Annotated in this window: 23 protein-coding genes; 1 reads left to right on the forward strand and 22 read right to left on the reverse strand. The window is 49.2% G+C overall.

Annotated features, from left to right (window positions below):
- Positions 1 to 13: 13 nt before the first annotated feature.
- The 4 genes from PVA01S_RS02015 to PVA01S_RS02030 all read right to left on the reverse strand — a co-directional run bounded on the left by PVA01S_RS02015 (position 14) and on the right by PVA01S_RS02030 (position 4,493).
- On the reverse strand, positions 14 to 1,225 hold the full coding sequence (locus tag PVA01S_RS02015) for an ROK family protein (protein ID WP_230876088.1): 1,212 nt from the start codon (positions 1,223 to 1,225) through the stop codon (positions 14 to 16).
- A 199-nt stretch (positions 1,226 to 1,424) separates the two neighbouring features.
- Positions 1,425 to 2,729, reverse strand: a complete 1,305-nt coding sequence (locus PVA01S_RS02020) for a nucleotide sugar dehydrogenase (protein WP_244932872.1) — start codon at positions 2,727 to 2,729, stop codon at positions 1,425 to 1,427.
- Positions 2,730 to 2,749: 20 nt separating this feature from the next.
- Entirely contained in the window at positions 2,750 to 3,445 is a 696-nt protein-coding gene (locus PVA01S_RS02025) for a DapH/DapD/GlmU-related protein (RefSeq protein ID WP_127604768.1), read from the reverse strand.
- A gap of 61 nt (positions 3,446 to 3,506) precedes the next feature.
- Positions 3,507 to 4,493, reverse strand: a complete 987-nt coding sequence (locus PVA01S_RS02030) for a glycosyltransferase (RefSeq protein ID WP_127604770.1) — start codon at positions 4,491 to 4,493, stop codon at positions 3,507 to 3,509.
- A 172-nt stretch (positions 4,494 to 4,665) separates the two neighbouring features.
- Between PVA01S_RS02030 and PVA01S_RS02035 the strand changes: the two genes are divergently transcribed.
- Positions 4,666 to 5,679: a DUF4855 domain-containing protein gene (locus PVA01S_RS02035; RefSeq protein WP_127604772.1), complete on the forward strand. Its 1,014-nt coding sequence runs from the start codon at positions 4,666 to 4,668 to the stop codon at positions 5,677 to 5,679.
- Between the two features lie 57 nt (positions 5,680 to 5,736).
- On the opposite strand, the gene PVA01S_RS02040 is transcribed toward PVA01S_RS02035, so the two are convergent.
- From PVA01S_RS02040 to PVA01S_RS02125, 18 genes are all read right to left on the reverse strand, one after another.
- Positions 5,737 to 6,153 (reverse strand): hypothetical protein, encoded by a 417-nt coding sequence (locus PVA01S_RS02040; RefSeq protein WP_127604774.1) that lies wholly within the window; start codon positions 6,151 to 6,153, stop codon positions 5,737 to 5,739.
- A gap of 23 nt (positions 6,154 to 6,176) precedes the next feature.
- The gene (locus tag PVA01S_RS02045) at positions 6,177 to 7,166 is read right to left on the reverse strand and encodes a glycosyltransferase (protein WP_127604776.1); all 990 of its coding nucleotides are present in this window, start codon (positions 7,164 to 7,166) and stop codon (positions 6,177 to 6,179) included.
- On the reverse strand, positions 7,163 to 8,122 hold the full coding sequence (locus PVA01S_RS02050) for an NAD-dependent epimerase/dehydratase family protein (protein WP_127604778.1): 960 nt from the start codon (positions 8,120 to 8,122) through the stop codon (positions 7,163 to 7,165). The genes PVA01S_RS02045 and PVA01S_RS02050 overlap by 4 nt, the downstream gene beginning before the upstream one ends.
- Positions 8,119 to 9,186 carry a Gfo/Idh/MocA family protein gene (locus PVA01S_RS02055; RefSeq protein ID WP_127604780.1) on the reverse strand — a complete coding sequence of 356 codons (1,068 nt, stop codon included), beginning with the start codon at positions 9,184 to 9,186 and terminating at the stop codon, positions 8,119 to 8,121. Before PVA01S_RS02055 ends, PVA01S_RS02050 begins: the two co-directional genes overlap by 4 nt.
- Positions 9,183 to 10,295 carry a DegT/DnrJ/EryC1/StrS family aminotransferase gene (locus tag PVA01S_RS02060; RefSeq protein ID WP_127604782.1) on the reverse strand — a complete coding sequence of 371 codons (1,113 nt, stop codon included), beginning with the start codon at positions 10,293 to 10,295 and terminating at the stop codon, positions 9,183 to 9,185. The genes PVA01S_RS02055 and PVA01S_RS02060 overlap by 4 nt, the downstream gene beginning before the upstream one ends.
- Positions 10,292 to 11,296: a CgeB family protein gene (locus PVA01S_RS02065; protein ID WP_127604784.1), complete on the reverse strand. Its 1,005-nt coding sequence runs from the start codon at positions 11,294 to 11,296 to the stop codon at positions 10,292 to 10,294. Before PVA01S_RS02065 ends, PVA01S_RS02060 begins: the two co-directional genes overlap by 4 nt.
- A gap of 93 nt (positions 11,297 to 11,389) precedes the next feature.
- Positions 11,390 to 11,980, reverse strand: coding sequence for a glycosyltransferase family 2 protein (locus tag PVA01S_RS02070; RefSeq protein ID WP_127604786.1), 591 nt, complete (start codon positions 11,978 to 11,980; stop codon positions 11,390 to 11,392).
- Complete coding sequence (locus PVA01S_RS02075; RefSeq protein WP_127604788.1) at positions 11,973 to 13,079, reverse strand: glycosyltransferase family 2 protein; 1,107 nt, start codon at positions 13,077 to 13,079, stop codon at positions 11,973 to 11,975. Before PVA01S_RS02075 ends, PVA01S_RS02070 begins: the two co-directional genes overlap by 8 nt.
- Position 13,080: 1 nt before the next feature.
- Positions 13,081 to 13,842: a glycosyltransferase family 2 protein gene (locus tag PVA01S_RS02080; RefSeq protein ID WP_127604790.1), complete on the reverse strand. Its 762-nt coding sequence runs from the start codon at positions 13,840 to 13,842 to the stop codon at positions 13,081 to 13,083.
- A 206-nt stretch (positions 13,843 to 14,048) separates the two neighbouring features.
- Positions 14,049 to 15,068 (reverse strand): zinc-dependent alcohol dehydrogenase, encoded by a 1,020-nt coding sequence (locus tag PVA01S_RS02085; protein ID WP_230876075.1) that lies wholly within the window; start codon positions 15,066 to 15,068, stop codon positions 14,049 to 14,051.
- A gap of 54 nt (positions 15,069 to 15,122) precedes the next feature.
- Positions 15,123 to 16,847, reverse strand: a complete 1,725-nt coding sequence (locus PVA01S_RS02090) for a methyl-accepting chemotaxis protein (RefSeq protein WP_164751707.1) — start codon at positions 16,845 to 16,847, stop codon at positions 15,123 to 15,125.
- Positions 16,848 to 16,930: 83 nt separating this feature from the next.
- Positions 16,931 to 17,695 carry an IclR family transcriptional regulator gene (locus PVA01S_RS02095; RefSeq protein ID WP_127604794.1) on the reverse strand — a complete coding sequence of 255 codons (765 nt, stop codon included), beginning with the start codon at positions 17,693 to 17,695 and terminating at the stop codon, positions 16,931 to 16,933.
- A 137-nt stretch (positions 17,696 to 17,832) separates the two neighbouring features.
- Positions 17,833 to 19,077 (reverse strand): nickel pincer cofactor-dependent isomerase, group 22, encoded by a 1,245-nt coding sequence (locus tag PVA01S_RS02100; protein ID WP_127604796.1) that lies wholly within the window; start codon positions 19,075 to 19,077, stop codon positions 17,833 to 17,835.
- Positions 19,074 to 20,123, reverse strand: coding sequence for a TRAP transporter substrate-binding protein (locus PVA01S_RS02105; RefSeq protein ID WP_127604798.1), 1,050 nt, complete (start codon positions 20,121 to 20,123; stop codon positions 19,074 to 19,076). The genes PVA01S_RS02100 and PVA01S_RS02105 overlap by 4 nt, the downstream gene beginning before the upstream one ends.
- Positions 20,124 to 20,160: 37 nt before the next feature.
- Positions 20,161 to 21,189, reverse strand: a complete 1,029-nt coding sequence (locus PVA01S_RS02110; protein ID WP_054799192.1) for a C-terminal binding protein — start codon at positions 21,187 to 21,189, stop codon at positions 20,161 to 20,163.
- A 52-nt stretch (positions 21,190 to 21,241) separates the two neighbouring features.
- A complete protein-coding gene (locus PVA01S_RS02115) occupies positions 21,242 to 22,519 on the reverse strand; it encodes a TRAP transporter large permease (RefSeq protein WP_127604800.1) in 1,278 nt (425 codons plus the stop codon).
- Positions 22,516 to 23,052 carry a TRAP transporter small permease gene (locus PVA01S_RS02120; RefSeq protein ID WP_127604802.1) on the reverse strand — a complete coding sequence of 179 codons (537 nt, stop codon included), beginning with the start codon at positions 23,050 to 23,052 and terminating at the stop codon, positions 22,516 to 22,518. Before PVA01S_RS02120 ends, PVA01S_RS02115 begins: the two co-directional genes overlap by 4 nt.
- A gap of 53 nt (positions 23,053 to 23,105) precedes the next feature.
- The gene (locus PVA01S_RS02125) at positions 23,106 to 24,170 is read right to left on the reverse strand and encodes a TRAP transporter substrate-binding protein (RefSeq protein WP_244932873.1); all 1,065 of its coding nucleotides are present in this window, start codon (positions 24,168 to 24,170) and stop codon (positions 23,106 to 23,108) included.
- Positions 24,171 to 24,172: the final 2 nt, after the last annotated feature.

The raw sequence follows: 24,172 nt of genomic DNA on the forward strand, positions 1-24,172 counted from the left end.
TGTAATCCAATGTTCACTTGTAAGTAAAGGTCAGTTCTCTGTTAACAAACGGCATATGCATAATTTCATTGAACGTTAATACTGCTGCTCCTACAATGCCTGCTTGCTCCCCTAATAAAGAATGCTGAATGGACAGGTTGCGAGTCGTTAACGGCAAGGACCGTTGATAAACCGCCTGCCTGATCGAGGCTAACAGCACATCGCCTACCTGCGATACCCCGCCGCCGATCAACACCAGGGCCGGATTAAAAAAATTAACCAAACTCGCCAGCACATTCCCGATAGCCGTGCCGCCTTCCCGCATAAGCTCTACGGCAACCGGGTCCGATTCTTCCACCGCCTTCCTGACATCCGCCAAGGTTAGCTTTTTCTTCTCGGCAAGGATCGCAGCTAATAATTCACTTTGACCGTCCCGCGCCATCTGCTCGGCTCTTGCGGCGATGGCCCTCCCTCCGGCAAGCGCTTCCAAACATCCCCGGTTTCCGCAATAGCAAAGAAAGTCATGGCCGATATTGATATGTCCGACATTCCCTGCACACTCCGTGGAGCCTCGATAAATGTGCCCGTTACAGATGATGCCGGCTCCAATGCCGTTGCCAATCTTCAAGAAGATTAAATTATCGACCTTGCTGTCCTGCTCAAGCATTTGCTCCCCGAGAGCCATCGTATGTACATTGTTGTCTACGTATAAGGGACATTCAAAGTGCTGCGCCCAAAATTCGCGGATCGGATACCGATCCCATCCGGGCATAATGGATAGTGAAGCCGGCAGGCCCCGACTGTACTCAACCGGACCCGGCAAACCCATTCCAATTCCTTTGACCTGGGATCGTTCAATCCCTTTGTTCCGGAGCAAGGCAAGAACCAAATCTTTGATTTGCTCAAGCACCGCCGCCGGTCCTGCGGCCACATCGATATCGTTAGACGATTCGGATATCAGAATATTGCAGTTCAGGTCTGTTATGCCGACTCCCGCATGCGTGGATTCCAGATCGATGGCCGCGATATAGCCCGCTTCAGCGTTAAAGGATAGAAGCTGCGGCTTGCGTCCGCCTGTGGAGGGGCCTCTGTCTGATTCCAGCGCCAAATGATTTCGAAGCAAGATTTCGGTATGTTCCGTGATGGTTGCCAGGCTATAGTTGGTTAGCCGGACAAGTTCCGCTTTGGATACCGGCTTCCGGCTGCGTCGAATCGCCTGAAGCACTTCAAGAGTTACCCGAGGCATATTCACGTTGCGACCACTCCTTAAAGTCGACTTTGGTTGAAGATTTGTTTATTCTATTGGTTATTTCTAAAATATATCGATAACTTTTTACAGTCAATATAAAAAAGTCCCTCATTTTCCCAAAAAAGATGCTCAAAAAAAAGACCCGCCAACAGGGCGGGTGGGTTTGCGCCATTAGCGGCTTCATCCGGGAGCATCGTTATTTCCCCGCTCCCATGCGGTACACATGATGCTTATCCTGCACACCGGCCGTAGCGTTTCGGGTATCAAACACAAGCGGCGCATGCGCGATGATTTGGTCGAGCGGAATGACGGAATGGTCCGTAAAAATAATGACACAGTCTGCGCTGCGAAGCGTATCCTCATCGATTTCGACACTCGTATAGCGCTGACCGTTCACTTGAATTTCAGGAATAAACGGATCATGATAGGAGACCGAGAATTCCGCTTCCGCAAGCAAGTGAATGAGGTCAAGCGCCGGCGATTCCCGGACGTCGTTAATATCTTTTTTATAAGCGACGCCATAAAGAAGAATGCTGGCATGCTCCGGTGCGGACTGCTTGGCAAGTATAGCCTTCACACGGTTCATGATGTAGGACGGGATGGAGCGGTTGATTTCATCGGATAGCTGGATGAACTTGCTTTCGGTACCGAACTTCTGGGCCTTCCACTGTAAATACAACGGATCTACCGGAATACAATGTCCGCCGATTCCCGGACCGGGATAATAAGCGGTAAATCCGAACGGTTTCGTTTGGGCCGCCTCGATTACTTCCCATACATCGATGTTCATCTTATCGCAAATTGCCGCTATTTCGTTCATGAAGCTGATGTTGATTAGACGGTGGGAATTTTCCAAGAGCTTCGTAAGCTCCGCTACATCCGGAGAAGAGACTCTCACAACCTTATCAAAGACGCTGCTATACAGGGCTTGGGCACTTTCTACACAGGTAGCGGTTAGTCCGCTTACTATTTTTGGTATTTGCTCCACTTTATAGTCTTTGTTTCCGGGATCGATTCGTTCCGGCGAGTAACCGATGTGGAAGTCGATGCCGGCTGTCAAGCCGCTTTCCTTCTCCAGCAAGGGCTGCAGAACTTCCCGCGTCGTTCCCGGATACGTGGAGCTCTCCAGAATGACCATCTGGCCTTTTTGCAAAAACTTGCCGATTTCTACAACGGCCTTCTCTAATATCGTAAGATCGGGGGAATGGGAAGCGTTAAGAGGTGTGGGGACACAAATAATAATCGCATCGGCCTCTGCGACTTTCTCATAACGATCGGTAGGATGATACCGCTCTGTCGCCAGGCTCCATCGCAATTCTTCGTCTTGGACATCAGGCAAGTAGCTGACACCCTGGCGCAGCCCTTCAATTTTTTTCGGGTCCACATCAACGCCATAAACGGTATGACCTTTATTTACAAACAGAAGGGCCAACGGAAGCCCTACATATCCTTGACCGATTACTGCTATTTTTTGAAACGGACGATCTATGCTGCTGGGCACGAAACTACCTCCTTGTTAAATTATTTTATAGGTCTGCCGGGATTACCGACGTAGGTTTGCCCGGATGGAACATCCTTGGTAATGACCGCTCCCGCACCTACTATGGCCTCTTCGCCGATTGTGATACCCGGTAGTAACGTGGCGTTATTTCCGATTCTCGCCCGTTGTTTAATAATGGGGCCTTGGTGATGATAGTTGCCCCGTCCCATATATTTATCATTGGCGGTCGAGCAGCAGGGACCGATAAACACATCATCCTCAATAATCATGTCGCTTGTAATGTAAGATGAGGTTTGGACGGTGACACGTTTCCCTATCGTCGTCTTCGGTTCAACAATGACATTTCGACCAATAATGCTGCTCTCCCCAACCGTAACGCGTTCTCGAATACTGGCCATATCCCCGACAAGAACATCGTTCTCCAAGGCTACCCCGGCATAGATGACGACTCCGCAGCCGATTTTCACATCATCGCCAATGAGAAGCGGAGGCAGGTCTGCAACCGGCTTCAGCGCCATTTTTTTGTTGGACGCAGGGCCCTTTCCGAGTACGGACAAATCGCCGATTTGAACGCCGCTGCCGATTTGCGTACCGCTTTTAATGACCACATGGTTTCCGATCGTTACATCGTCCCCTATCGTGACATCCGGTTCGATGACAACATGAAGGCCGGTCGTTACGTTTTTCCCATAACTAATTTGCTGTCCTTGATCCATGGATATTGTCTCCTTTTCAATCCTCATCTGGATGCGCATGCCGGACAATCTCCAATGGCGCTTACTGGATTTTCGAATAAATCTCAAGCAGCTTGGGGATTACATGTTCTACGCTGTGATATTTCTCGACATAAGCCCGGCTTGCTTTTCCGATACTATGGCGAAGTTCAGGGTTATGAAGAAGATGAAGGAGCACATCGCGAATCGTGTCGGGATTGGCTACCACGATCGGCAGATCCGGAGGAAATTTGCTTTTGACATCTTCCCTTACGTAAGCTACAACCACTTTTCCCATGGCCATCGCTTCGACGCTAAGCATGCCGTAGGTGCCGCATAAAATTTGATCCACGATAATATCGGCGTTCAAATACGACTTCATCGCTTGCTGGTGGCTCATGTTTTCTACGGCAAAGTAGGTGAAGTTATGGGTTAGCTTCAGTTCCCCTACCGCCTTCTCAATATAGTACGATCCTTTAAATTCCCTATTCGTAGGAGCGTGAATAATAACCGGATTGAGATTATCCGGCGATGGATAAACATAAGGAAATTTCTGGTATTCACAAACGAGAGGAAGCAAATGAACATGTTCGTAATAATCCGTGACATACGGATATATCTCGTAGTCCTGCACAATCGCGTGTTTCATATATTTACTTAAAAATGTCAGGTTCTCGTGTATCGTTTCATCCGTCGCATAGCTGGGGGGAATGGGATAAGGATTCATCATTAAGGCGCCCTTGACCGTCCGGACGTCATTCCCCCAATGATGCATCACCATTTTCTTCCCTCTCTCGTGAATAAGCGGCACATCATAGTTATTGACGACAAAGGTGTTGCCGTTATGAAAATGAAACAAATCTACATAGTTCACCAGCGGGTCTATCAGTTTAATTAATTCATAGGCATCCGTATTGATCACGCTGCCGATATAATTCAAGTAGGATTGGAACCAATTGTATCCGTTTGCCTTATACCCAGCTTGCCTTAAGCCGCTTACCAACGCCCTCATCTGCCCCGCTATCTCTGTCGGCGCATGAACAATGATCATATGTTGCCTCCTTCACGAAGTTATGGATAATTAATCAATACTAGAATTTATTCAAGTCTAACAATAATCGCCTGTACTCTCGTAAAAAATGGTTTGTTGTGTAGGTCATCAACATTTTTAGAAACATACTATTTAATATCAATACAAACCTTATAAAATTAGGAGTGAAAAGATGGTTCCAACATCCTCAAGCGGATACTTATCGCCGAGCGCTTACGACTTACGCAATCAGGTATGCATGATTCCATGCGGAGATTTCTTAAACGGCACCCCGCTCAAATGGAGTGACGAGCAGCTGAAGTACTACACAGGTTATATACTAAACGGACAACCGATCGACAGCATGTTCAAAGGGTTTATTTTCAATGGATACCAGGCCCGGGAAAGTCATTCCATCCATCCGTTGTTTATCGGCTTTGCCGAGCCTTCGGACATGACGGATTGGCTGAGCTGGATTGATGCTTTGTTTGCCCCTGAAGCAAATTTGCATGCCCTGCATCGTTTATCCGGAAACGACAAAATGGATGTTTGGATTTCTTTTCCTTATCCCCATCCCTTCCAGAGAAGCTTCGGCGTCGTTCAAGGGCATAATCTTGATTTCGAGTCGGACATCAACCGTCTAACCGCTATCCAATGGTGGCTGGATCAGCTGCTGAACCGTTGGCGGGAACATTCTCATCTTCATGATAAGCTGGAATTAAGAGGATTTTTATGGCAAAGGGAAGTGATTGACGGCGATGATGAAATGCTTGTGAAATGGATTAACGCTGCCATCCATGCGAAGAAGCTTCTTAGTATGTGGCTGCCCAATTATGGCTCCGGCGGCGTTATCGATTGGCAGGTATTGGGGTTCCACGTGACAGCCCTGCACTCCAACTATAGTGGAAATTCCAGCTTTGATGTCGGTTGGATAAACAATGCTTGCTTATTTGCCCAATATTTCAAAACAGGCATCCAGGTGACCTGGGGCAAAGGCTTGATGTATAACGATACGCATCATCTCGATTACTTTAATTGGGGCTTGGAAGATCAAAACAGCTATATGAACGAATCGTTCCTTGTGTATCAATTTCAGAATCAGACGCTGGAATCGATCTATAGGAATGATCTCGCAGGTTATATCCAGCTCTATTTGTTTCTTAAAGGTCTATATCAGAAAATCAATTACCCCGGCATTAGCTACTGATTTTCTCGCATCGCAAAGAGCCGCCATCCGGCGGCTCTTTTGCATGCTGATCTCGTATTAAACTGTTTTTACGATGAGGTAGGGCGGGTGTTCTTCGGATAACAATACCGGATCAAGGCTGTGTACACGCACATATACCCCATGGTTTTCCAAGCTGTGACTGCGCCAAGGATGAGCAAGATGTTCCAGCGCAAAGCTGCCTTCCTTCGTTTCGGAACAAAAATAACCTTTGCTTCTTGCTTGCGTATAGACAGGACGGACATGCGTAACCGATTGCTCATCCCACGCTGCGACGATTTCGTGCAAATCGAGACGCACCTCCGAGCTCACCTCAGGTAAAGGGACGTACAAGATCATCGAGGTGACTTCCATATCCGAGGGGATTCCCGCTATATTAAAGGAAACGTACATCTCGTTGTCCTGGACAAATAAGCGATTAGGAATAAAAAACATGGATTTCTCTAGGGAGTCCACTGTTAATCCTCCATTTCCCTCCATTAAGAAGGCAGGTTATCATAAATCTGCTCCAGCCTATCGACCACAACTTCCTTGGCATGATATTTTTCTGCATACTCCCGCCCTTGCAAGCCCCTCTCCACTCGAAGCGCGGGGTTCTCGAGAAATGACTGAATAGCTGTGAGCACATTATCCGGGTTCGCATTCATAATCGGCAGCTGAGAAGGAAACTGAGCGACGATATCGTTCCGAATATAGGCAATAACCGGTTTCCCCAGCGCCATCGCTTCAACGCTAAGCAAGCCGTAGGAGCCGCAGCGAATCTGGTCGACGATCAGGTCGGCCTCCCGGTAAAGCCGAATCGCCTCTTCATGATTCAAGTGCTGAATACGCCGATATTCAAAGCTATACGATTTCTGCAGTTCCTGAATCGCCGCTTCGATGGCCATCGTCCCCTTGAATTCGGGGTTTGTCGGCGCATGAAGAATGAGCGGCCTCTTGACATCGTTCTTAGGGTAAAACGGAACGATTGGCGTAAGATCGATGGAGATCGGCACGACATGAACTTTCTTATAATAAGGCTGGGCATAGGCGTAAACCTCATAATCTTGTACGATCGCTTCGTCCACATACCGGCTGATTTGGGTCAATCGGTGGTGTATCACTTCATTTGCCGGAGAATCGCCCGTATACACATACGGATTATGAACTCGTGCCCTATCATGAAATCGGATGTCGTTTCCCCAATGATGCATGATCATTTTTTTGCCTTTATGCTTAATGATTTCGAGATCCTGATAATCGGGAAGAAGACTGGTCGCGTAATGGAAATGAAACTGATCAAAGAAATTTACGATGTGCTTATGCGTCTTTTGAATTTCATCCGGGTTCGTATTCACGAGATGATCCTTGTAGCCCAAATAGGAATGAAAGATGTTGTAGCCTGCAGCCAAATGTCCTCTTTTTTTTTGCTCTCCGCTCAGAATCCCCATTTGCCCGGCAATCTCAATCGTCCCGTGAAAGATTTTCATTCGGAACGGTTCCCCCTTTTTATCCACTCTTTTGTCTTTCGCAGGCCCTCGGCCAATCCGGTCTTAGGCACCCAGCCTAAGGTACGGCGCAGATAATCGGCATCCAGGCAGCGACGGTAAACGACATCCACGGCCCGCTTCGGATGATAGGCGAGCTGCGGGGAGGACAAGCCGCTTATGTCCGATATGATTTCGGCCAACCGGTTCACGCTCGTCTCCTCTCCCGTTCCGACATTAAACACCCTTCCTATAGCGCCTGTATGAAGCCCTGCAGTCAGAAGCGCATCAATGGCATCATCGGCGTACGTGTAATCCCGAGTTTGCGTACCGTCGCCATAGATCATGAAGGGCTGACCATTATCGGCCGCCTCGAAAAATTTGGCCACCACCCCGCAGTAAGGGTTCGTCGTTAATTGACCGGGCCCGTAGACGTTAGACAACCGGAGAACCGATATGGGCATTTGATACATATGGTGAAAAACTTGACAATAATGCTCCATGGAAAATTTGCTGGCTGCATAAGGAACCGACGTCTGGTAACAGCTCTCGGGTGTTGGAAGAACGTCGGCATTCCCGTAAACCGATGCTGTCGACGTATACACGAAACGCTGCAAGTCCGGGCAGGCTTCCTTCGCTTTTTTCAACAGCAAGTATCCTCCATATAAATTGACGTGCAAATCGTCGTCCATATTTTGCGCGGACTTGACCAAATTCCTGCAAGCCAAGTGATAAATATGAGTGGTTCGGGGCAATACCCGCTCCAACAGCTGTTCATCCACATAGGAAGCTTCAATGAACGTCAGCCGTTCCGAGACGGGAAGGTTCTCCCGCCTGCTCGTTGAACAGTCGTCAATCACCGTCACGCTTTGCGAAATCGGAAGCAGCTTGCGCAGAAGCTGAGATCCGATAAAGCCTGCTCCTCCTGTCACGAGCACATGACCAAAGGTATTTTTCATTGCCATCCCTCCTCATTCGCCATCATCCCTGTAGAAAATGAGGTTAAGGGTACCTGTACGGCTTGTTGCGTTCGAACGGAATCGTACAACGCAAATATGAGCTCGAGCGCCTTCTTCCCTTCGGAGGCATGAATGACCATGGCGTTTGCGTTTCCTTCCTCGGCTTGAATAAACTGTTCGTACATGAGAAGGTGCTCATCCGAATCGTTGCTCCCGGCTGGAGCTTCGAGCGTTGGATCGTCAAACGACCATTTGCGTATCTCGTTGAGCCCGATTCCTCCGATACATACCGTTCCTTTATTTCCGAAGAGCGTGATGCTGTTGTCATAATTGCTCGGGTAAGTCAAGGTGTTCGCTTCAATGATGCCGATTGCGCCATTGTTAAATTTAACGATTCCGGCAGCAACGTCCTCCGTTTGCTTGGGCAAAGGACCGCGGAGCATACTGCCAAACACCTGGTTGTAATCCCCCATGAACCACTGCATCAGATCGACGAGGTGGATGCCCTGGTTGAGCAGCATGCCGCCGTCTTGATCCCATGTTCCTCTCCACGGGGCCGCTTCGTAATAGGCCTGCGATCTTTGCAGCCTCATGGAGATAACGCCCAGATAAAGAGTGCCCATAGCCCCGGCATCTATGAGCTGCTTCAACCGCTTCATGATCGGCTTATACCTCAATTGGTGGCACATGTGCACACAAACCTGATGCAGCTCCGCATGCTTCACGATCTCATCCGCATCGCGAAGGGAAAGGGCCATCGGCTTCTCAAGAATGACGTGCTTTCCCTTCGCAATCGCCGTTTTGGCCAATTCGGCGTGCAGCGCGGAAGGAGTGGCGATGATGACCGTTTGAACGCTTGCATCCTGCAGCAGTTCGGCAAGGTCCTGATATTTGGCTACCTCCGATTTCGAACCCGAAAGCTTCCTATACTCCTGTTCAATTTCATCCATGCGTTCCACCCGAACGTCGCAAAGGGCTGCCAGTCGGGCGCGATCGCATTTGGCAAGCGAAGCGATATGCCTGTCGGATATTCGTCCACAGCCGATTATACCAAACCCCATCATGGCTTTAATTCTCCTTTTAAGCCGATTAATACGTCGATTACCTGGTCTTGCTCGCTCTCTAAAAGGAAGGGGCTCATCGGCAAAGCGAGCAGCTGCTCCGACAATCGTTCCGATACGGGATATGCACCGGGTCCGTAATGAAGAGACGCATAGGCTTCTTGAAGGTGAAGCGGACGCGGGTAATAAACGCCGCTCTGTATATCCTTGCGAGTCAGCGCTTCCTGCAGTTGATCCCGGTGTTCGGACTGTATGCAAAATAAATGGTAGATGTGCGACCGGTCCTGCGGTTCCGGGCCTACGCGCAAATACGGAAGATCCTTGAACGCTTCCCGGTAACGGACTGCCAGACGCATCCGTTCCTTATTCCACGAATCGATCTTCGATAAAGCAAGCTGGACGATGGCGGCATGAAGCTCATCCAACCGGCTGTTATAGCCGATCTCGCTATGATAATATTTTTTATTGCTGCCATGCTGACGGAGCCGGCGGATTCGCTGCGCTACCTCTTTATCAGAAGTCGTAATCAGGCCCCCGTCGCCGATCGTACCCAAGTTTTTGGTTGGAAAGAAGGAAAAACATGCCGCGTGACCGATGCTGCCCACGCGTCTTCCCTTATATTCGGCTCCGAACGCTTGACATGCGTCTTCGATCACCACTAATCCGCGCTTGTTCGCGATGCTCATCATTTCGTCCATATCTGCAGGCTGTCCGAATAAGTGAACGGGAATAATGGCCTTAGTTGCCGGCGTTATTTTTTCTTCGATACGGGCCGGATCAATGTTATAAGTTTGCGGATCAATATCGGCGAACACGGGGGTAGCGCCGACACGGGAAACGGCCTCTGCCGAAGCGAAGAACGTAAAGGGAGTCGTGATGACCTCGTCACCGGGCCCGATCCCGTAAGCATCCAGCGTAAGTACCAGAGCGTCCGTCCCGTTAGCAACGCCGATCGCGTCAGACACTTCCAAATAAGCGGAGATATCGCTCTCCAGACGTTGAACGTTCGGGCCGAGAATAAATTTACCCGAATCGATGGTATCGGCCATCGCTTGCAAGATGTCCTGCTTCATGGACTGAAATTGACGCACCAGCGGAACTAATTCAATCATCGACGAACTCTCCTTTTTTCCATTAAAGATTCATGAATCGCGGGCCAAACGTTCTCCATCCGATGAGCAAACGTATGGTTAGCCATGACTTTCTCACGCGCCTGCTTGCCAATGAGCATCCGTTCTTCCGGACGACTCAAATAATAGCGCACAAGCTCTACGGTTTCTTCCTCACCGGAACTGAGAACGAGTTCTTTCTTATCCTCAAACAGACTCTCCAATTCTTCCGTTCGGCTGGCTATCATAAAGGCGCCGGTGCCTAAAATTTCAAATGTGCGCTGCGTGACTTGATCTTGGGCGTTCTGAACGCCGAGCATAATTTTGCTTTTGTGATAAATGTCCGCCGTGTCCTTGTACGGCAAAAAACCATGATAACGATGAAGCGGTACGGAAGCGCCGAATTCCTTTTCTTGAAATTCCCTGCTCTCCAACCAGTTGTTTCCCCAAACGTTGATCTCCACTTCGGTCGGAATAAGCGGAAATAATAATTGCTTCAGACTATCGTATCGGAAGGTTCGGGTTTCCAAATGTGTCGTGCCGACAAAAGAGACATCGTATACTTCTTCGGCGCTTTCCGGTTTAGGAGGAAACAAGCGCGGATTAAGAGCAAAATTGAAATATTCCGAGCCCATTCCCAGCTCGCGGTATTTGGGTACGCATTCCGGATGAATGGTCCAGACGATGTCCGGCTTGATGCGTTGCACAAACGGCAGCGATATGGCGTCGAAATGGATTTTGTCTTCCGTCGCCCAATAAATGTGCAGCAGTCCGTATTTTTCACACAAAGCCGGTATGACGTTCAGGGCAGGATTGAATACCGGTTTGTCGATGCCTACGGTAATTAACAGATCCGGCTTATAATAATCAATTCCCGCTTCAATCTCTCTCATATCCCACGAAGATTGGTAATATACTTGATGGCCCATTTGGCATAACGTATCTGCCAAGCTGTTGATATAGCAGGAGAGATGATTCAAAAAAAATATTTTGTATATCCTCAAATATGCTTCCCTCCTTACGCACGACTGCTTTCTTTGCAAGGTATGGGATTTCGTATGAAAAGGAAACGGCACACGCCGTTTCCTTTTTTTTTCTCATGGCGTATGTGCAGCAACCCGTTCGATGGTGGAATCCGGATTTAATTTCACCTTTCCGGCAATCATCAATTGATACCCGGCTTGGCTTGCGCGGGAACAATAATCATGAAACACACGATCGGCAAACAACTGCGGGGTCTGAAGGAAGCCAATTTTGTTGAGCAAGTCCCGCTTGAACAAGATGCAACGCTCCAACACATCCTCATCCGCGACATGCTTGTTTTGATGGATTTGGATTGGGGTCAACGAAGGGCGGACGATACCGATATCGTCCTGACTGTTCAAACCTTGAAGCATACCGGACAACCACTTGCGTGAAGCCAGGACATCGTGTTTCAACAGAAGCAGATTCTCTCCGGTTGACAATCTTAAACCAAGGTTGCAGGCATCGGAAACGGCATGCTTCCACGGCAATGAAACAAAAGTTATACGCTCCTTGCGGCAATATTCGTCCGTACCATCATTCGATCCATTGTCAATGACGATGATTTCATACGGAATGTCCGTATGGTTGCGAATGGAGGCGATGCATTTTCCGAGAAGCTCCTTCGCCATATGGACGGGAATGATTATACTTGTTTTAGACACTTTCGTCGACTCCTTCCTCGATGAGGTGACGTTGTCGCATGGAGTCGGGAAAGTGCAGCCGCGGACCGAAATTACCCATTAGCTCATGAAGGGCTTCCAGATGGTCCCCGAGTATGAGATGCTCAACGCGGTTTCCTAACCCGACATTTTGTTTACGGAGCCGGTTGCGGGTAATCACATCGACCGTAACCGGCGAACGGACAACGGACAGTCCTAAACGAACGGCCCTCTCCTGCGCAACAGGAGGGACAGCCAGTACGCTGGTTCCCAGCTTTTCGATCGCACGTCGTGAAAGCGCATGGGGGACGGCGGTTAGCGAATCCGCATGCAAATCCCGCCTTCCCAAACATATATTTAAAAACTGTTTGATATTAGAGACGGAATCCCTTCGTTCGAATGTCGGCAGCAGGGACGAAATCGGGTTCAGAACGACGTCCGCCCCCTTTTCAATCTCATAAATAAACGGCAGCAGCAGATCCACCCGAATCGTCATGTCCCCGTCCAAAAACAATATCATATCGGAATGTGACATTCTGGCTCCGACCGCTCTCCCTACATCGTAACCAAGCGCCGAATCGAAATGAACGACCGTTGCCTGGACGGGATGATTGCGGGCAACCTCGTAGCTATTGTCCGTAGACCCGTTAACAACTACAATTATTTCTTCAAACGGAAGACGCCTAAGCTCATTTAATTGAGCTTGCAACGTAGCAGCCTCATTCTTTACCGTAAGTACGCAACAGACCGACTTGGTTGTCGGAAGCAACAGATCCGAACTTATATCGATATTTGCCGTTTCGCAAAAACCGCGAATGAACCGTCTGCACGCGAGAGGGTAGCTTAACTGGGGCACGCGTCTGAATGCATGCTTCCCAAACCATTTGGCCCAGCGCACATTGATTCTGCGCTCCCATTGAATGTTCTCCGGCGGTTCCCCGTCGGTCGATTTAGGCCAGAACCATCCGACCGAACGGCATCCTGCCGCATAAGCCCCTTTGTCCCAAGCTGTTTTTTTCCGGGAGTTTACGCTCTTTTCCGCAACGGGTATGCGTAAGGGCCGCTCTTTTTTTACAGCTGCTTTTTTCGGTATGATCTTCATGCTAATCTCTCACCCTTTCCCGCTGCCTTCCGAGATCCGAACGGTTAGCACGAGAATCGCTTTGACTAAACAGCCAATGAATGGCTTCAAGATGATCCCCCACAATGAGCTGCGAGAGTGGATCAGGGGATTTCCTTCGTTTAGGATTGACCTTCCCGACATCTACAAAGCATGCCTGCGCGACATGAAGTCCGCTTGTCAGGGCTATCGCTTGAGCTTTGGGAGGGATGGCTAAATTGTCGCAGCCAATGACACGCAGCGCTTTTCGGCTAATGGCGTGCGGGATCGTTGTCATGGACGAAGCGCCCAGTTCGGATGACGAAAGCAAAGCGTTTAACACCCGCTTCGATAAAACGACATTATGCACATTTTTCGTATTCACACGGCCTTGGTATTTGTTTAAAGCGACGTCAGCCCCATTCTCTACCGCTTGGACAAAGGGAGTGAGCAGATCGGTAGAAATCACGATATCGCCATCCAGGAATAGGATAATATCGCCCCTGGCCTCCTTGGCTCCCAAGCTTCGCCCGACATCGTGTCCAAGCGCCGCCGAATAGCGGATCACCTTAGCCCCCATCTGTGCGGCAATTTCCGCCGTTCTGTCCGTTGCTCCGTTGACAACAACGATGACCTCCGATTCAGGATGAACACTCCTGGCCTCCTCTATGACATAGGCAATCGTTGTCGACTCGTTCCTGGCTGGAATGACGACGGACAATTTCGGCTTCGCGACAGGGTCCCGCGGATTGAATTCATTTGTCATTCGGACACCTCAACTGGTCATAGTCTAATATGCTTTATATTATGGCAGTAACGAGGAGTTGAGACGGCTAATGTACGTATTGTTTGGACAATTGTGGAAAAAGCGCATTTTTTTGCTTCCACTCCGGTAATTAATGGGCTTGTATAAAAAAAAAGAGCCCCGCGAATAGGGCCCGGCCATACCTGTTTAGATCTCTTTCATCCTACTTAAGGTTGAATTAATACTTTCAACGATTGATCCGGATTTTCCATGTACTCGAATCCCTGTGCAACTTGATCCAGCTTAAGCTCATGTGAAATCATCGGCGAGATATCAAGCATTCCTTTCGCCATGAATTGAATCGCCGTTTCAAAATCCCCCGTGCTGTAGCATCGAGTTGTCGTCAAGGAAATTTCTTTAAAGTGCATGCTGGCCAAATCTACAGCCGGAGGCTGCTTGAACAAGCTGACCACGACGACCTGACCTTGAATTCTGACGGCTTCCACCATCAGGCTCACGGTAGCGGGTGTTCCGGCAACTTCAAATACGATGTCCGCCCCTACTCCTTGGGTAATCGTCCGGATTTCTTCCCCAACATTCGCGGTCTTGGCATCCAACGCTACAAATCCAAGCTCCTTCGCCTTGGACAGCCGATAAGGACTAATGTCCGACACGATAATTTCGCGGGCGCCCGCCAGCTTCGCCACCATGCCGATCATCAGACCAATGGGGCCGCCTCCCAAAATAACAACCCGGTCGCCAACTTTCATGTTGGAACGGCGCACCGAATGAACAGCTACAGCCAGTGGCTCCGTCAACGCGGCATGCGCATCCGACAAGCTTTCCGGAATGCGGTGCAGTCTGTTTAATGGAACGACAACATATTCGGCAAACCCGCCGTGGCCGTCAATGCCGATAAGCCGCAGCGTTTTGCATACATGGGTTTGGCCTGCCAAGCAAGCTTCGCAAGTCCCGCAGCTAAGCGTCGGCTCGATCACGACCCGCTCACCCGGAACAAAAGCGCTGTCGCCCGCAATTTCGACGATTTCACCGCAAAATTCATGTCCCATCGCTAACGGGGCCTTTGCTCTTGGATGTCTGCCGGCATAAATCATCATATCGGTTCCGCATATTCCGGCATAAGCTACTTTGATCAACGCTTCCCCTTGCTTGGGTGACGGTTTTTCCAATTCGCCTACCTGAACGTTTTTTGCGCCGAGAAAGAGTCCTGCTTTCATTGTCGCCATCACTAAACCTCCAAATTAAAATGTCGTCCTAGACTCCGCTCCGGCGAATTTCCTTCATCCTTGGGGAGAGACGGTAAAGCGGCTTGTTGCCTTATTCAATTCCTCGGATATGGCCAATATCGACTCGATGGAAACAATCACTTCGTTCATCGATTTCACCTGTTCCCCCGATGTGTTCGCATAGCTTTCCGTCGAATCGGATACCTCCACCGAGAAATTTTCGATTCTTCGCATCGATTGATCGATTTGATAGCTCCCGGCAGCCAATTCTTCGATGTTGGCCGACACCTCTTGAATGGAGCTGTTCATTTTATACACCCAATCGCGAATGTTTTGGAAAGCCAGACTAACGTTCTCCACCTTCTCCTGGCCGTCCAAAATCTCAGCCGCCCAAATTTGGATGGAATTCACGACAGTCAACGTGCCTGCCTGCATTTTGCCGATGTCCATTCGCACACGATCGGCCGCGCTCCTGCTGTTCTCGGCAAGCTTCCTCACTTCACTGGCAACCACAGCAAAGCCGAGACCCGCTTCACCCGCCCGAGCCGCTTCAATCGACGCGTTGAGAGCGAGCAGATTGGTTTCTTCCGCAATCTCCATGATCGTCGTGATCACCTGGTTGATATCCTTCGACAGCTGAGCCAAATTCCGAACGGACTCGGTCGATTGCATCACTTGCTGTTGAAGTCCGTTCATCTTATCGATCGCGTCGCGAACGGCGACATCCCCTTGGGCGGACACCGTTTCCATATCGAGTGCACGGCGGTTCATCTGGTCGACGTCGCCAGCCATTTGCTGCAAGCCCATGGACATTTCTTTCACAATGGCTGCGTCGCCCGAAACCATCTCGGATTGGTGCTTGAACCGTTCGGTAGAATGCTGCAGCCCTTGAAGAATAAACTGGGAAGAATTCCCGGTCAGAATCGCCGATTGTTTGATCTTGTCCGACACGCCGGATAAGGTTGAGACCGAGTTTTGGGCCTGATTAATAATAGAAGCTATGCTCTGTCTCATCTGTTCGGAGGCTAGTGCCAATTGGCCGAGCTCATCCTTGCGCTGAATGGAAATAGGCGCTGACAGATCGCCGGATCCCATCAGCTGGAACTTGCGAAGAAGTTCCTTGATCGGATTCACCATAGAAGACGTAATGATATAGCCCAGCGCGATGGAAATAAGAAAGGAGCCTGCGATAAATCCGATGGAAATAGCCGTAACTTTCTTATACATGGCAGAGGAGCTTAAATAAGACTGCTCCGCTTCCTCTTTATTCAGCTCGATAAAGTTGTGAAACGTTTGATCGATGCCTTCGACCTTATTCAGCATTTCCTTCTCGTAAATAAGCTGAGCACTGGCCTTCTGGTTTTGATCCGCCAATTCGGTCACTTTGTTGCCCTTCTCGGAGTAATTGACCCATAAGCCTTTGAACAGTTCAAGCTCCTTGACGTATTCCTCGGGCAAAGGCCGCAAAGCCATATTTTCCAGTAAAAGATCGATATGCTTCTGGTTTTCCATCATCTTTTCTTTTGACTTTATGCGTTCGTCCAAATTGGCAGTTAGCAAATAGTTGCCAAGATGCGTATTGATTCTATGAAAAGAACTGGAAATTTCTCCCAAATCCTTAATCGTGATCAGCTTGTTTTCATAAATATCCACAAGATTATTGTTGATTTTATGGCTATTCGTCAGTCCCAATACACCCGTAGCCAGTAAAATGATCAACACAAGCGCAAAACAAACCATAAATTTCAAAGAAATTTTAAGATGATGAAACCAGCTCAATAGGATTCTCCTTTCCATACATGGGGTTAAGCTGTTATTGGATAAACAAAGGGGAGCTCTTTAGGAGTCCCCCCGCATGTCCATTAGTTTAAGATGCCATACCCCATTCGTTCCGATATTTCCTGGCCTACCTGAACCAGCAGGGGAATCAGTTGTTCGAAAGCCTTGTCATCCACACGAGCGATCGTAGTCGTGATGCTAATCGCGGCAGCGACCTCGCCCGCATAATTATAGATGGGGACTCCTGCGCTGCGCACACCCGGCTCATATTCCTGATTATCCACCGCATAGCCTTGACGGCGAATTTCATCCAACTCCGCCATTAACCGTTCCTTCGTTGTGATCGTATTCACCGTTTTCTCGTAGAAGTCATAGCCGTCCAACAGCTTGGCCAGCTCTTCCTTAGACTTGAAAGCCAGGAACACTTTGCCTACGGAAGTGGCGTGCAGCGGGATGCGGCGGCCGATCCGGGAGGAGAGAATCATCGCCTGTTCTCCCTCTACCTTGTCAATGTATACCCCTTCTTTGCCATCCAGGATAACCAAATGCGTCGTTTGGCCTGTCCGTTCGGATAAATGAACCAAAAAACGTTTGGCCACCGTCCGAATGTCTAAACGACTGATGACAAAATTACCTCGTTCAAACAGCTTCATCCCGAGCCTGTATTTGCCATTCTCAGGATTTTGCTCGATATAACGATACAGCTGAAGCGTCTTTAACAGGGAATGCACCGTGCTTTTGCTAAGCCCCATTCGTTCGCTGATTTCTGTAATTTTCAATTCCGTTTCGTTCTCATCAAATAAATCCAGGATGCGCAGAGCGCGTTCTATCGACTGAATAATAGGCATGAATTTTTTTCCCTCATTAGGATTTTCGTGTCAATTAAATATTAGCATAGTTGAAATAAAAAATCCTGGCGTACACGATAACAAATTGCCAATGATAAATGCCATATAGGGACTCTCAAAGAACAAGAACGATGCGGTTAGAAAAGATCTTCCGGTTCTCCTGCGATCTCAATCGCTTCTTGCCCTCTGGCCTCTTCCAGCAAACTTTCGGAAATCCAAATTTCCTTCAGCTCAAGCGTGTTGTGAATCCGGACCACGCGGGCTTTCGTCATGTCAAAAGTATTGCAGGTTTTAATCGCGGCCTTGACGGCAAGACTCTCCGTATCGAAGATCATCGGCACTTTAACGGGGGCTACCACCGTGCTTGTCAGCGCATTGGCATAGCCTTTTTCCCACACGATAGAATCAAACGCCTTGCGGGTGGTCATGTCCGCCATCCCCAATCCGTTCGCGTTGCCATGCGTTCTCTCCGTCAGGCCGAGAACTACGATTCTTGTCGCTTCCAGACCGCCGCTGGCATAGGGAGTAGCGTAACGCCCCGTAATATTCGGATCCATGCCGTCACCGGAAATGTCCTTCCCGATTTCGTCGACAATGAGAACATCCAGGGGGTTAAACATGATTCTGGGCATGAGCGATTTGGCTTCAAGCAGCAATTTCGGCTCTTCCTCCCACAGCGCTTCAGCCGGTACAGCGACAATCCGCGCGGGACGATCATAAGCATTCTCTATCGATCCCAGTCCGAAAATAAGCGGCGTCTTCTCGATGACCATCTGGGCCATTTCCTGCACATGCTTGGCCATATATTTAAAACTGTAGGCATGAGCCGCTTCGGCACCCTTTTGTTTGCCCAGCCCGATCGTGATCATCTTCATCAGGCCGCTTTCTACAGGTCCCCGAAAAGCGGTATGCGGTTTGATCCGGTTGATGACAATAATTTTGTCGGCCTCGTACGCATGCTTGTCAATATAAACGGGAAGCCCGTTGTCCAGCTTCCCCAATTCGACAACCTCCATGCTGGAAACGATCGGGGCCCCAACATAAGACTCCGTTACGCCAAGCTCTTCCAGCACTTCGGTCTGTCCCTCGGCCGTAGCGCCGCCATGACTCCCCATTGCCGGTACGATACACGGGTTTCCTCCAACCGATTTAACGGCTGACACCACTTCCCGCGTAAGAATCGGAAGATCTGCGACGCCCCGACTGCCGACGGCGATGGCTACCCGGTCCCCGGAGCTGATTCTTGACAACACGTCCCTCGATGCCAATGCTTCCCGAACTGCTGCCGGAACGTCCGGCAGCTCGGGTGCGTGAAAATGCTGTTTAACTTTCACCATTTTGGGAAGCGGGATGTCGCTTAGAAGCTCTTCAATGATGCTCATTTGTTGCGGGCCTTTTGAACGCCATCGTACATTTCCTTCACAACGTCCTCGCCGAATTCCTTGGCAAATTTATCAACGACCGGCTTCACGATTTGTTGAATTTTCTCTTTTTCCGCAGGAGAAATGTCATTCACTTGCATACCTTTCGCTTTAAGCGATTCTAACGACTTTTTGTTTTGTTCAATGTTGAGCGCTCTTTGGTATTTACCCGCTTCAGCTGCGGCATCCTTCAACATTTTTTGGTCTTCAGGCGTCAGCTGATCCCAAATCTTCTTACTCATTAAGAAAACAAACGGCGTATACACGTGATTCGTCAAGCTTAAGTATTTTTGTACTTCGTAAAATTTGCTGGATTCAATGGCTGCAATCGGATTTTCCTGCCCGTCAACCGTCCTGCTCTCCAGACCGGTAAACACCTCGGAGAACGGCATCGGCACCGGATTCGCGCCTAATGCGCCAAACACTTCCAAATGCACTTTATTTTGCAGCGTGCGGATCTTTAACCCCTTGAAGTCTTCTACCGTTGCAACAGGCCGCTTGCTGTTCGTCAAGTTCCGGTAGCCGTTCTCCCAGTAACCGAGTCCGATGAGTCCGTGCTGAGGCAGCTTATCCAACAGCTTTTGTCCGAATGGAGAATCCAGTACGGCATAGGCTTCCTGCTCGTTGTTGAAAACGAATGGGAAATCGAAAATCCCGAACTCTTTCACCATGTTGCTGATCGGCGACGTGGAAGGCATTGTAAGCTCTTGCGTTCCCGCTTTTAAGGCTTCCATCATTTTCATATCGTCACCAAGCTGGGACGAGAAGTAGTTTTGTACTTTGATTCTGCCGCCGCTGTTTTTCTCGACGATTTCCGCAAATTTAATAAGACCTTGCGCCTGAGAATGATCTTCGTTGAATCCGATACCCGACTTGAGTATGCGCACTTTTCCTTCCGGCTGCTTGCCGGCGGCCTGGCCGTCTTGTCCTGATGCGCCGCAAGCGGTAGCCAGCAGCAAGCTTGGAATTGTTAGAGCGATCATACTGCGTTTAATCCATTGTTTCATTGATAACCCCGCCTTTATTTATTAGTTATATGAATACCTAGACTAGCTTTGCATATCTCGCTTCAGGTTGGCTGGCCTCCAGCTTACCTTGTTCCTTCACCTTATGATTCACCAAATATTTCGGATATTCGCCGAACACCAGGACGTCCGCTACGCCCATCGCCGCTTTCGCCCGTAATTCGGCCGCCGATTCTTCGGAATACCAGGCCACGTGCGGTGTCAGAATCACTTGCTCCATCCGGAGAAGCGGGTTATCGGAAGCGATCGGCTCCTCTTCGACGACATCCAAAGCGGCTCCTGCAATTTGCCCTTTCTCCAGCGCGGCAATTAATGCCTGCTCGTCAATAACCGGACCGCGGGAGGTATTGATCACGACCGCGTCTTTCTTCATAAGCGCAAACTGCTTTTCCCCGAGAAGTCCTTTCGTATCCGCAGTTAATGGAGCGTGAACCGAGATAAAGTCCGATTGCTCGCAAAGAGCATCCAGCGATACCAGCTCCACCCCTTTCTGTTTGGCGACATCGGCCGGGAAGAACGGATCATAGGCGATAACCCGAAGATGGAGAGGCTTGACCTTCTCGGCCAGCGCTTGCGGAATTCGGCCGAATCCGACCAACCCGATCGTTCTTTCACGCAGGCGGTAAATCGGCTGCGTTAATTTGAAATCCCATACGCCGTTTTTCACATGATGATCCGCCGCTGTTACTTTTCTTGCCCAGCTTAACAGCAAAGCGAGCGCATGATCCGATACTTCATCCATACAATAATCCGGAACATTGGCTACACAAATGCCCTTTTCCGTCGCAGCGTCCAAATCAACGGTATTCACACCGACGCCATAGCGTGTAATGACCTTGCAATTTTGAAGGGATTCAATGACTCTGCGCGTAATCGGAGCATATTGATTGATCAACGCATCGGCATCCTGGCAAACCCGAATCAGATCCTCTTCCGTTCTGCACTGAGCCGGAACGAGTTCAATCTCTTCATAGGCTTGAAATACTTTTTCTTCAAACCGCAAATCTGCATACTCCCAATCCGTTACGACTACTTTAAACTTACGCATTCTGTCTGTTTCCTCCTGAAAAAATATTGTTTATGTCGCACCCTGAAGCTTTTTAGGTGAACCAGCCAAGCGGGATGAGCACAAGATCCGGGAACAACGACAAGATCAGCAAGAGCAGCGTTTCCACTACCAGGAAAGGCCAGACGCCCTTCATGATTTGCTCCATGCTCAGCTTGCCGACACCGGCTACAACGTTCAACACCGTTCCTACAGGCGGCGTCAATAGACCGACACAGTTATTCAGAATAAAGATCAATCCGAAGAAGATCGGGTCGATACCCGCCATCTCAATAATCGGCATGAGCACCGGCGTTAAAATCAGGATCGTCGGCGTCAAGTCCATCGCCGTTCCGACAAGCAGCACAAGCAAGTTAATAGCAAGGATCAACAGCACTTTGTTTTCAATCAACGGCCCAAGCACGTCGGCGAGCTCGGCCGGGATGTTCGCTACCGTAATTAACCATGCAGAGACCATCGCTGCGGCGGCAAGGAACATGACGACACTTGTCGTTTTGGAAGCGGCCACCAGCAAGTGGTATACTTTTTTCAAGTTTATTTCTCTGTATATAAAGAGTCCTACGATCAAAGAATAGACAGCAGACACAACCGCAGCTTCCGTCGGTGTGAATATTCCGCCGCGAAGACCGCCGATAATGAGCACCGGCAGGAAGAGCGCCCAAGAGGCCGCCAGGAAAGCTTGCATAATTTCTTTAAACGATTTCTTCGGCTGAACTTTGAAATTCCCTTTACGGGTAATGGACCACCAGGAAATGGTCAATACAACGGCAATCAATAAACCGGGAATAATTCCCGCCATAAACAGCTTCGTAATCGATACTCCTGCAGTTACGCCGAAGATAATCATCGGAATACTCGGCGGAAGGATCGGCGCGATGATACTGCTGGCAGCAATCAAGCCGCCGGATTGAGCGCGGTCGTACCCTGCGGCCACCATCATCGGGATCAAAATCGCGCCAAGCGCTGCAGCATCGGCGACAGCGGAACCGGACAACCCGGCAAATATGACGCTCGCCAAGATCGCGACATACCCGAGTCCACCTTTAACGTGTCCAAACAAAGCCATAGCGAAATTAATAATCCGCTTGGATATGCCGCCGGCATTCATCAATTCGCCAGCCAGGATAAAGAACGGAACGGCCATTAACGGAAAGTTATCTGCGCCGTTAACCAAGTTTTGCGCCACAATTTGGTTGTTAAACATATCCAGATGGAACATTAGCGCCACGCCGCTGGCGAGAAGCGCGAACGCGATAGGCATACCCAATGCCATAGCGCCTAAAAGAACTCCCAAGAAAATAACAATAGTCACTTCACGGCACCTCCTTGATCCGAATGGCCATCAGCTTCACCAATCAGCTCTTCGGAATCCAGTACCTGAGTCAACTCATCGATATCCGCCTTGCCAAAAAAGAGCTGGTACAACTTGCCTAAAATAATTAAAGCCATACAAAAACTCATCACGAGCCCTGTTCCATAGATGAGCGATTGCGGAACCCCCGTTGCCGGAGATTTGTTATCCATATTCAACATCGTCATGTCCCAGCTTCCAAAGAAAACGATCCATAAGATGTACAAGATGATTCCGTTGCTCACAACGTAAACGATCTTTTTCCCCGTTTTGGATAACCGCTTAACCAACATATCGACACCCAGATGCTGATTGTCTTTCAATGTGCTGATCGCACCGATCAATATGAGCCAAATGAACAAGAAGCGGGCCATTTCCTCGGACCATGTAATCCCCGAGTTAAAGGCATAACGTAAAACGACGTTCCCAAAGACCAAAATTGACATAATAGCGAGAAAAGCGGCGGTCAATCCATTAATCAAACGAATAAACATGCTGACTTCAAACCCTCCTTAACCTGGTACAAGGGGCATAAAAGCCCCGGGTTTTATAAACCTTTAGCTTCGGCTTGAATTTTCTCGATGATTTCCTTGCCCCATGGATACTTTTTATAGAACTGCTCATACATCGGTTGAACCGATTTTTTCATTTCATCGCGGAATTTGTCATCCGGAGTCGTGAATTTGATTTTATGCTCTTGGAGGAATTTTTTATCCGTTTCATAGCTTTCCTCCATCAGCTTCCACTCATGCTCCGCAGAGGCCGTAGCCGCTTCCTGAACCACCTTCTGCTGTTCAGGTGTCAGCTTTTGGAAAAACTTGTTGCTGATGATGTACATGTTCGGGCTGAAAATATGCTGGGATTCCAGCACATCGGTTTGAACCTCGTAATACCCTGAAGCGCGTAAGCTGGCAAGCGGATTGTCCTGTCCATCCACAACCTTCTGCTCCAAGGCCGTGAACACTTCGGAAAGCGGCAGCGGCGTTACGTTCATCCCGAGTGATTTGCCAAGATCGAGGAAGACTTGAGCGTTCGGCATTCTCATGCGCAGACCTTTGAAATCGCTCATCTGGTTAATAGGACGATTGCTGGAGAACATTCTGTAGCCATTTGCACTCCAGGCCAAAGCCTTAACGCCGTGCTTTTGTTCAAGGTCGACCGTCAGTTCTTTGCCGATCGGTCCTTGGAATACCTTTTGAGCGTGCGCGAAGCTTTCGATTAAGAATGGCAGCTCGCCTACTTGAAGCTTCTCAATCTCTGTTTGCATGATCAAGCCGGGAATCCCCATCTCGATGGAGCCGTTGCGGATGCCGTCATAAAACTCTTTCTCTGCCCCCAGCTTGTTATTCTCGTAAATTTCTACCTTGAGCGATCCGCCTGAATTTTTCTCAACCAGCGGCTTGAATTTCTCCCGAAGCGCAACGTTCTGCGGATGGTCAGGAGCGAAATAATTGGCCACTTTGATTGTAATCGCTTTCGCGGCGGCCGGCTTGGCTGACTCCCCGTTTCCTTCGTTCTGGCCTGAAGCGTTTCCATTTCCGCACCCTGAAACGAATAAAGAAGCGACAAGCGTCATTCCAACTGCAACTTTCAAACGGTTACTGATTTTCATTC

Source organism: Paenibacillus validus NBRC 15382 (genome assembly GCF_004000985.1).
GTDB classification, from domain to species: Bacteria; Bacillota; Bacilli; order Paenibacillales; family NBRC-103111; genus Paenibacillus_G; species Paenibacillus_G validus.

Bases quoted from the DNA above. Each gene is read 5' to 3' on its own strand.
- PVA01S_RS02015 (WP_230876088.1), bottom strand. From the start codon at position 1,225: ATGCCTCGGGTAACTCTTGAAGTGCTTCAGGCGATTCGACGCAGCCGG.
- PVA01S_RS02025 (WP_127604768.1), bottom strand. From the start codon at position 3,445: ATGGATCAAGGACAGCAAATTAGTTATGGGAAAAACGTAACGACCGGC.
- PVA01S_RS02030 (WP_127604770.1), bottom strand. From the start codon at position 4,493: ATGATCATTGTTCATGCGCCGACAGAGATAGCGGGGCAGATGAGGGCG.
- PVA01S_RS02035 (WP_127604772.1), top strand. From the start codon at position 4,666: ATGGTTCCAACATCCTCAAGCGGATACTTATCGCCGAGCGCTTACGAC.
- PVA01S_RS02045 (WP_127604776.1), bottom strand. From the start codon at position 7,166: ATGAAAATCTTTCACGGGACGATTGAGATTGCCGGGCAAATGGGGATT.
- PVA01S_RS02050 (WP_127604778.1), bottom strand. From the start codon at position 8,122: ATGAAAAATACCTTTGGTCATGTGCTCGTGACAGGAGGAGCAGGCTTT.
- PVA01S_RS02055 (WP_127604780.1), bottom strand. From the start codon at position 9,186: ATGATGGGGTTTGGTATAATCGGCTGTGGACGAATATCCGACAGGCAT.
- PVA01S_RS02060 (WP_127604782.1), bottom strand. From the start codon at position 10,295: ATGATTGAATTAGTTCCGCTGGTGCGTCAATTTCAGTCCATGAAGCAG.
- PVA01S_RS02075 (WP_127604788.1), bottom strand. From the start codon at position 13,079: ATGAAGATCATACCGAAAAAAGCAGCTGTAAAAAAAGAGCGGCCCTTA.
- PVA01S_RS02080 (WP_127604790.1), bottom strand. From the start codon at position 13,842: ATGACAAATGAATTCAATCCGCGGGACCCTGTCGCGAAGCCGAAATTG.
- PVA01S_RS02085 (WP_230876075.1), bottom strand. From the start codon at position 15,068: ATGGCGACAATGAAAGCAGGACTCTTTCTCGGCGCAAAAAACGTTCAG.
- PVA01S_RS02095 (WP_127604794.1), bottom strand. From the start codon at position 17,695: ATGCCTATTATTCAGTCGATAGAACGCGCTCTGCGCATCCTGGATTTA.
- PVA01S_RS02100 (WP_127604796.1), bottom strand. From the start codon at position 19,077: ATGAGCATCATTGAAGAGCTTCTAAGCGACATCCCGCTTCCCAAAATG.
- PVA01S_RS02105 (WP_127604798.1), bottom strand. From the start codon at position 20,123: ATGAAACAATGGATTAAACGCAGTATGATCGCTCTAACAATTCCAAGC.
- PVA01S_RS02110 (WP_054799192.1), bottom strand. From the start codon at position 21,189: ATGCGTAAGTTTAAAGTAGTCGTAACGGATTGGGAGTATGCAGATTTG.
- PVA01S_RS02120 (WP_127604802.1), bottom strand. From the start codon at position 23,052: ATGTTTATTCGTTTGATTAATGGATTGACCGCCGCTTTTCTCGCTATT.
- PVA01S_RS02125 (WP_244932873.1), bottom strand. From the start codon at position 24,170: ATGAAAATCAGTAACCGTTTGAAAGTTGCAGTTGGAATGACGCTTGTC.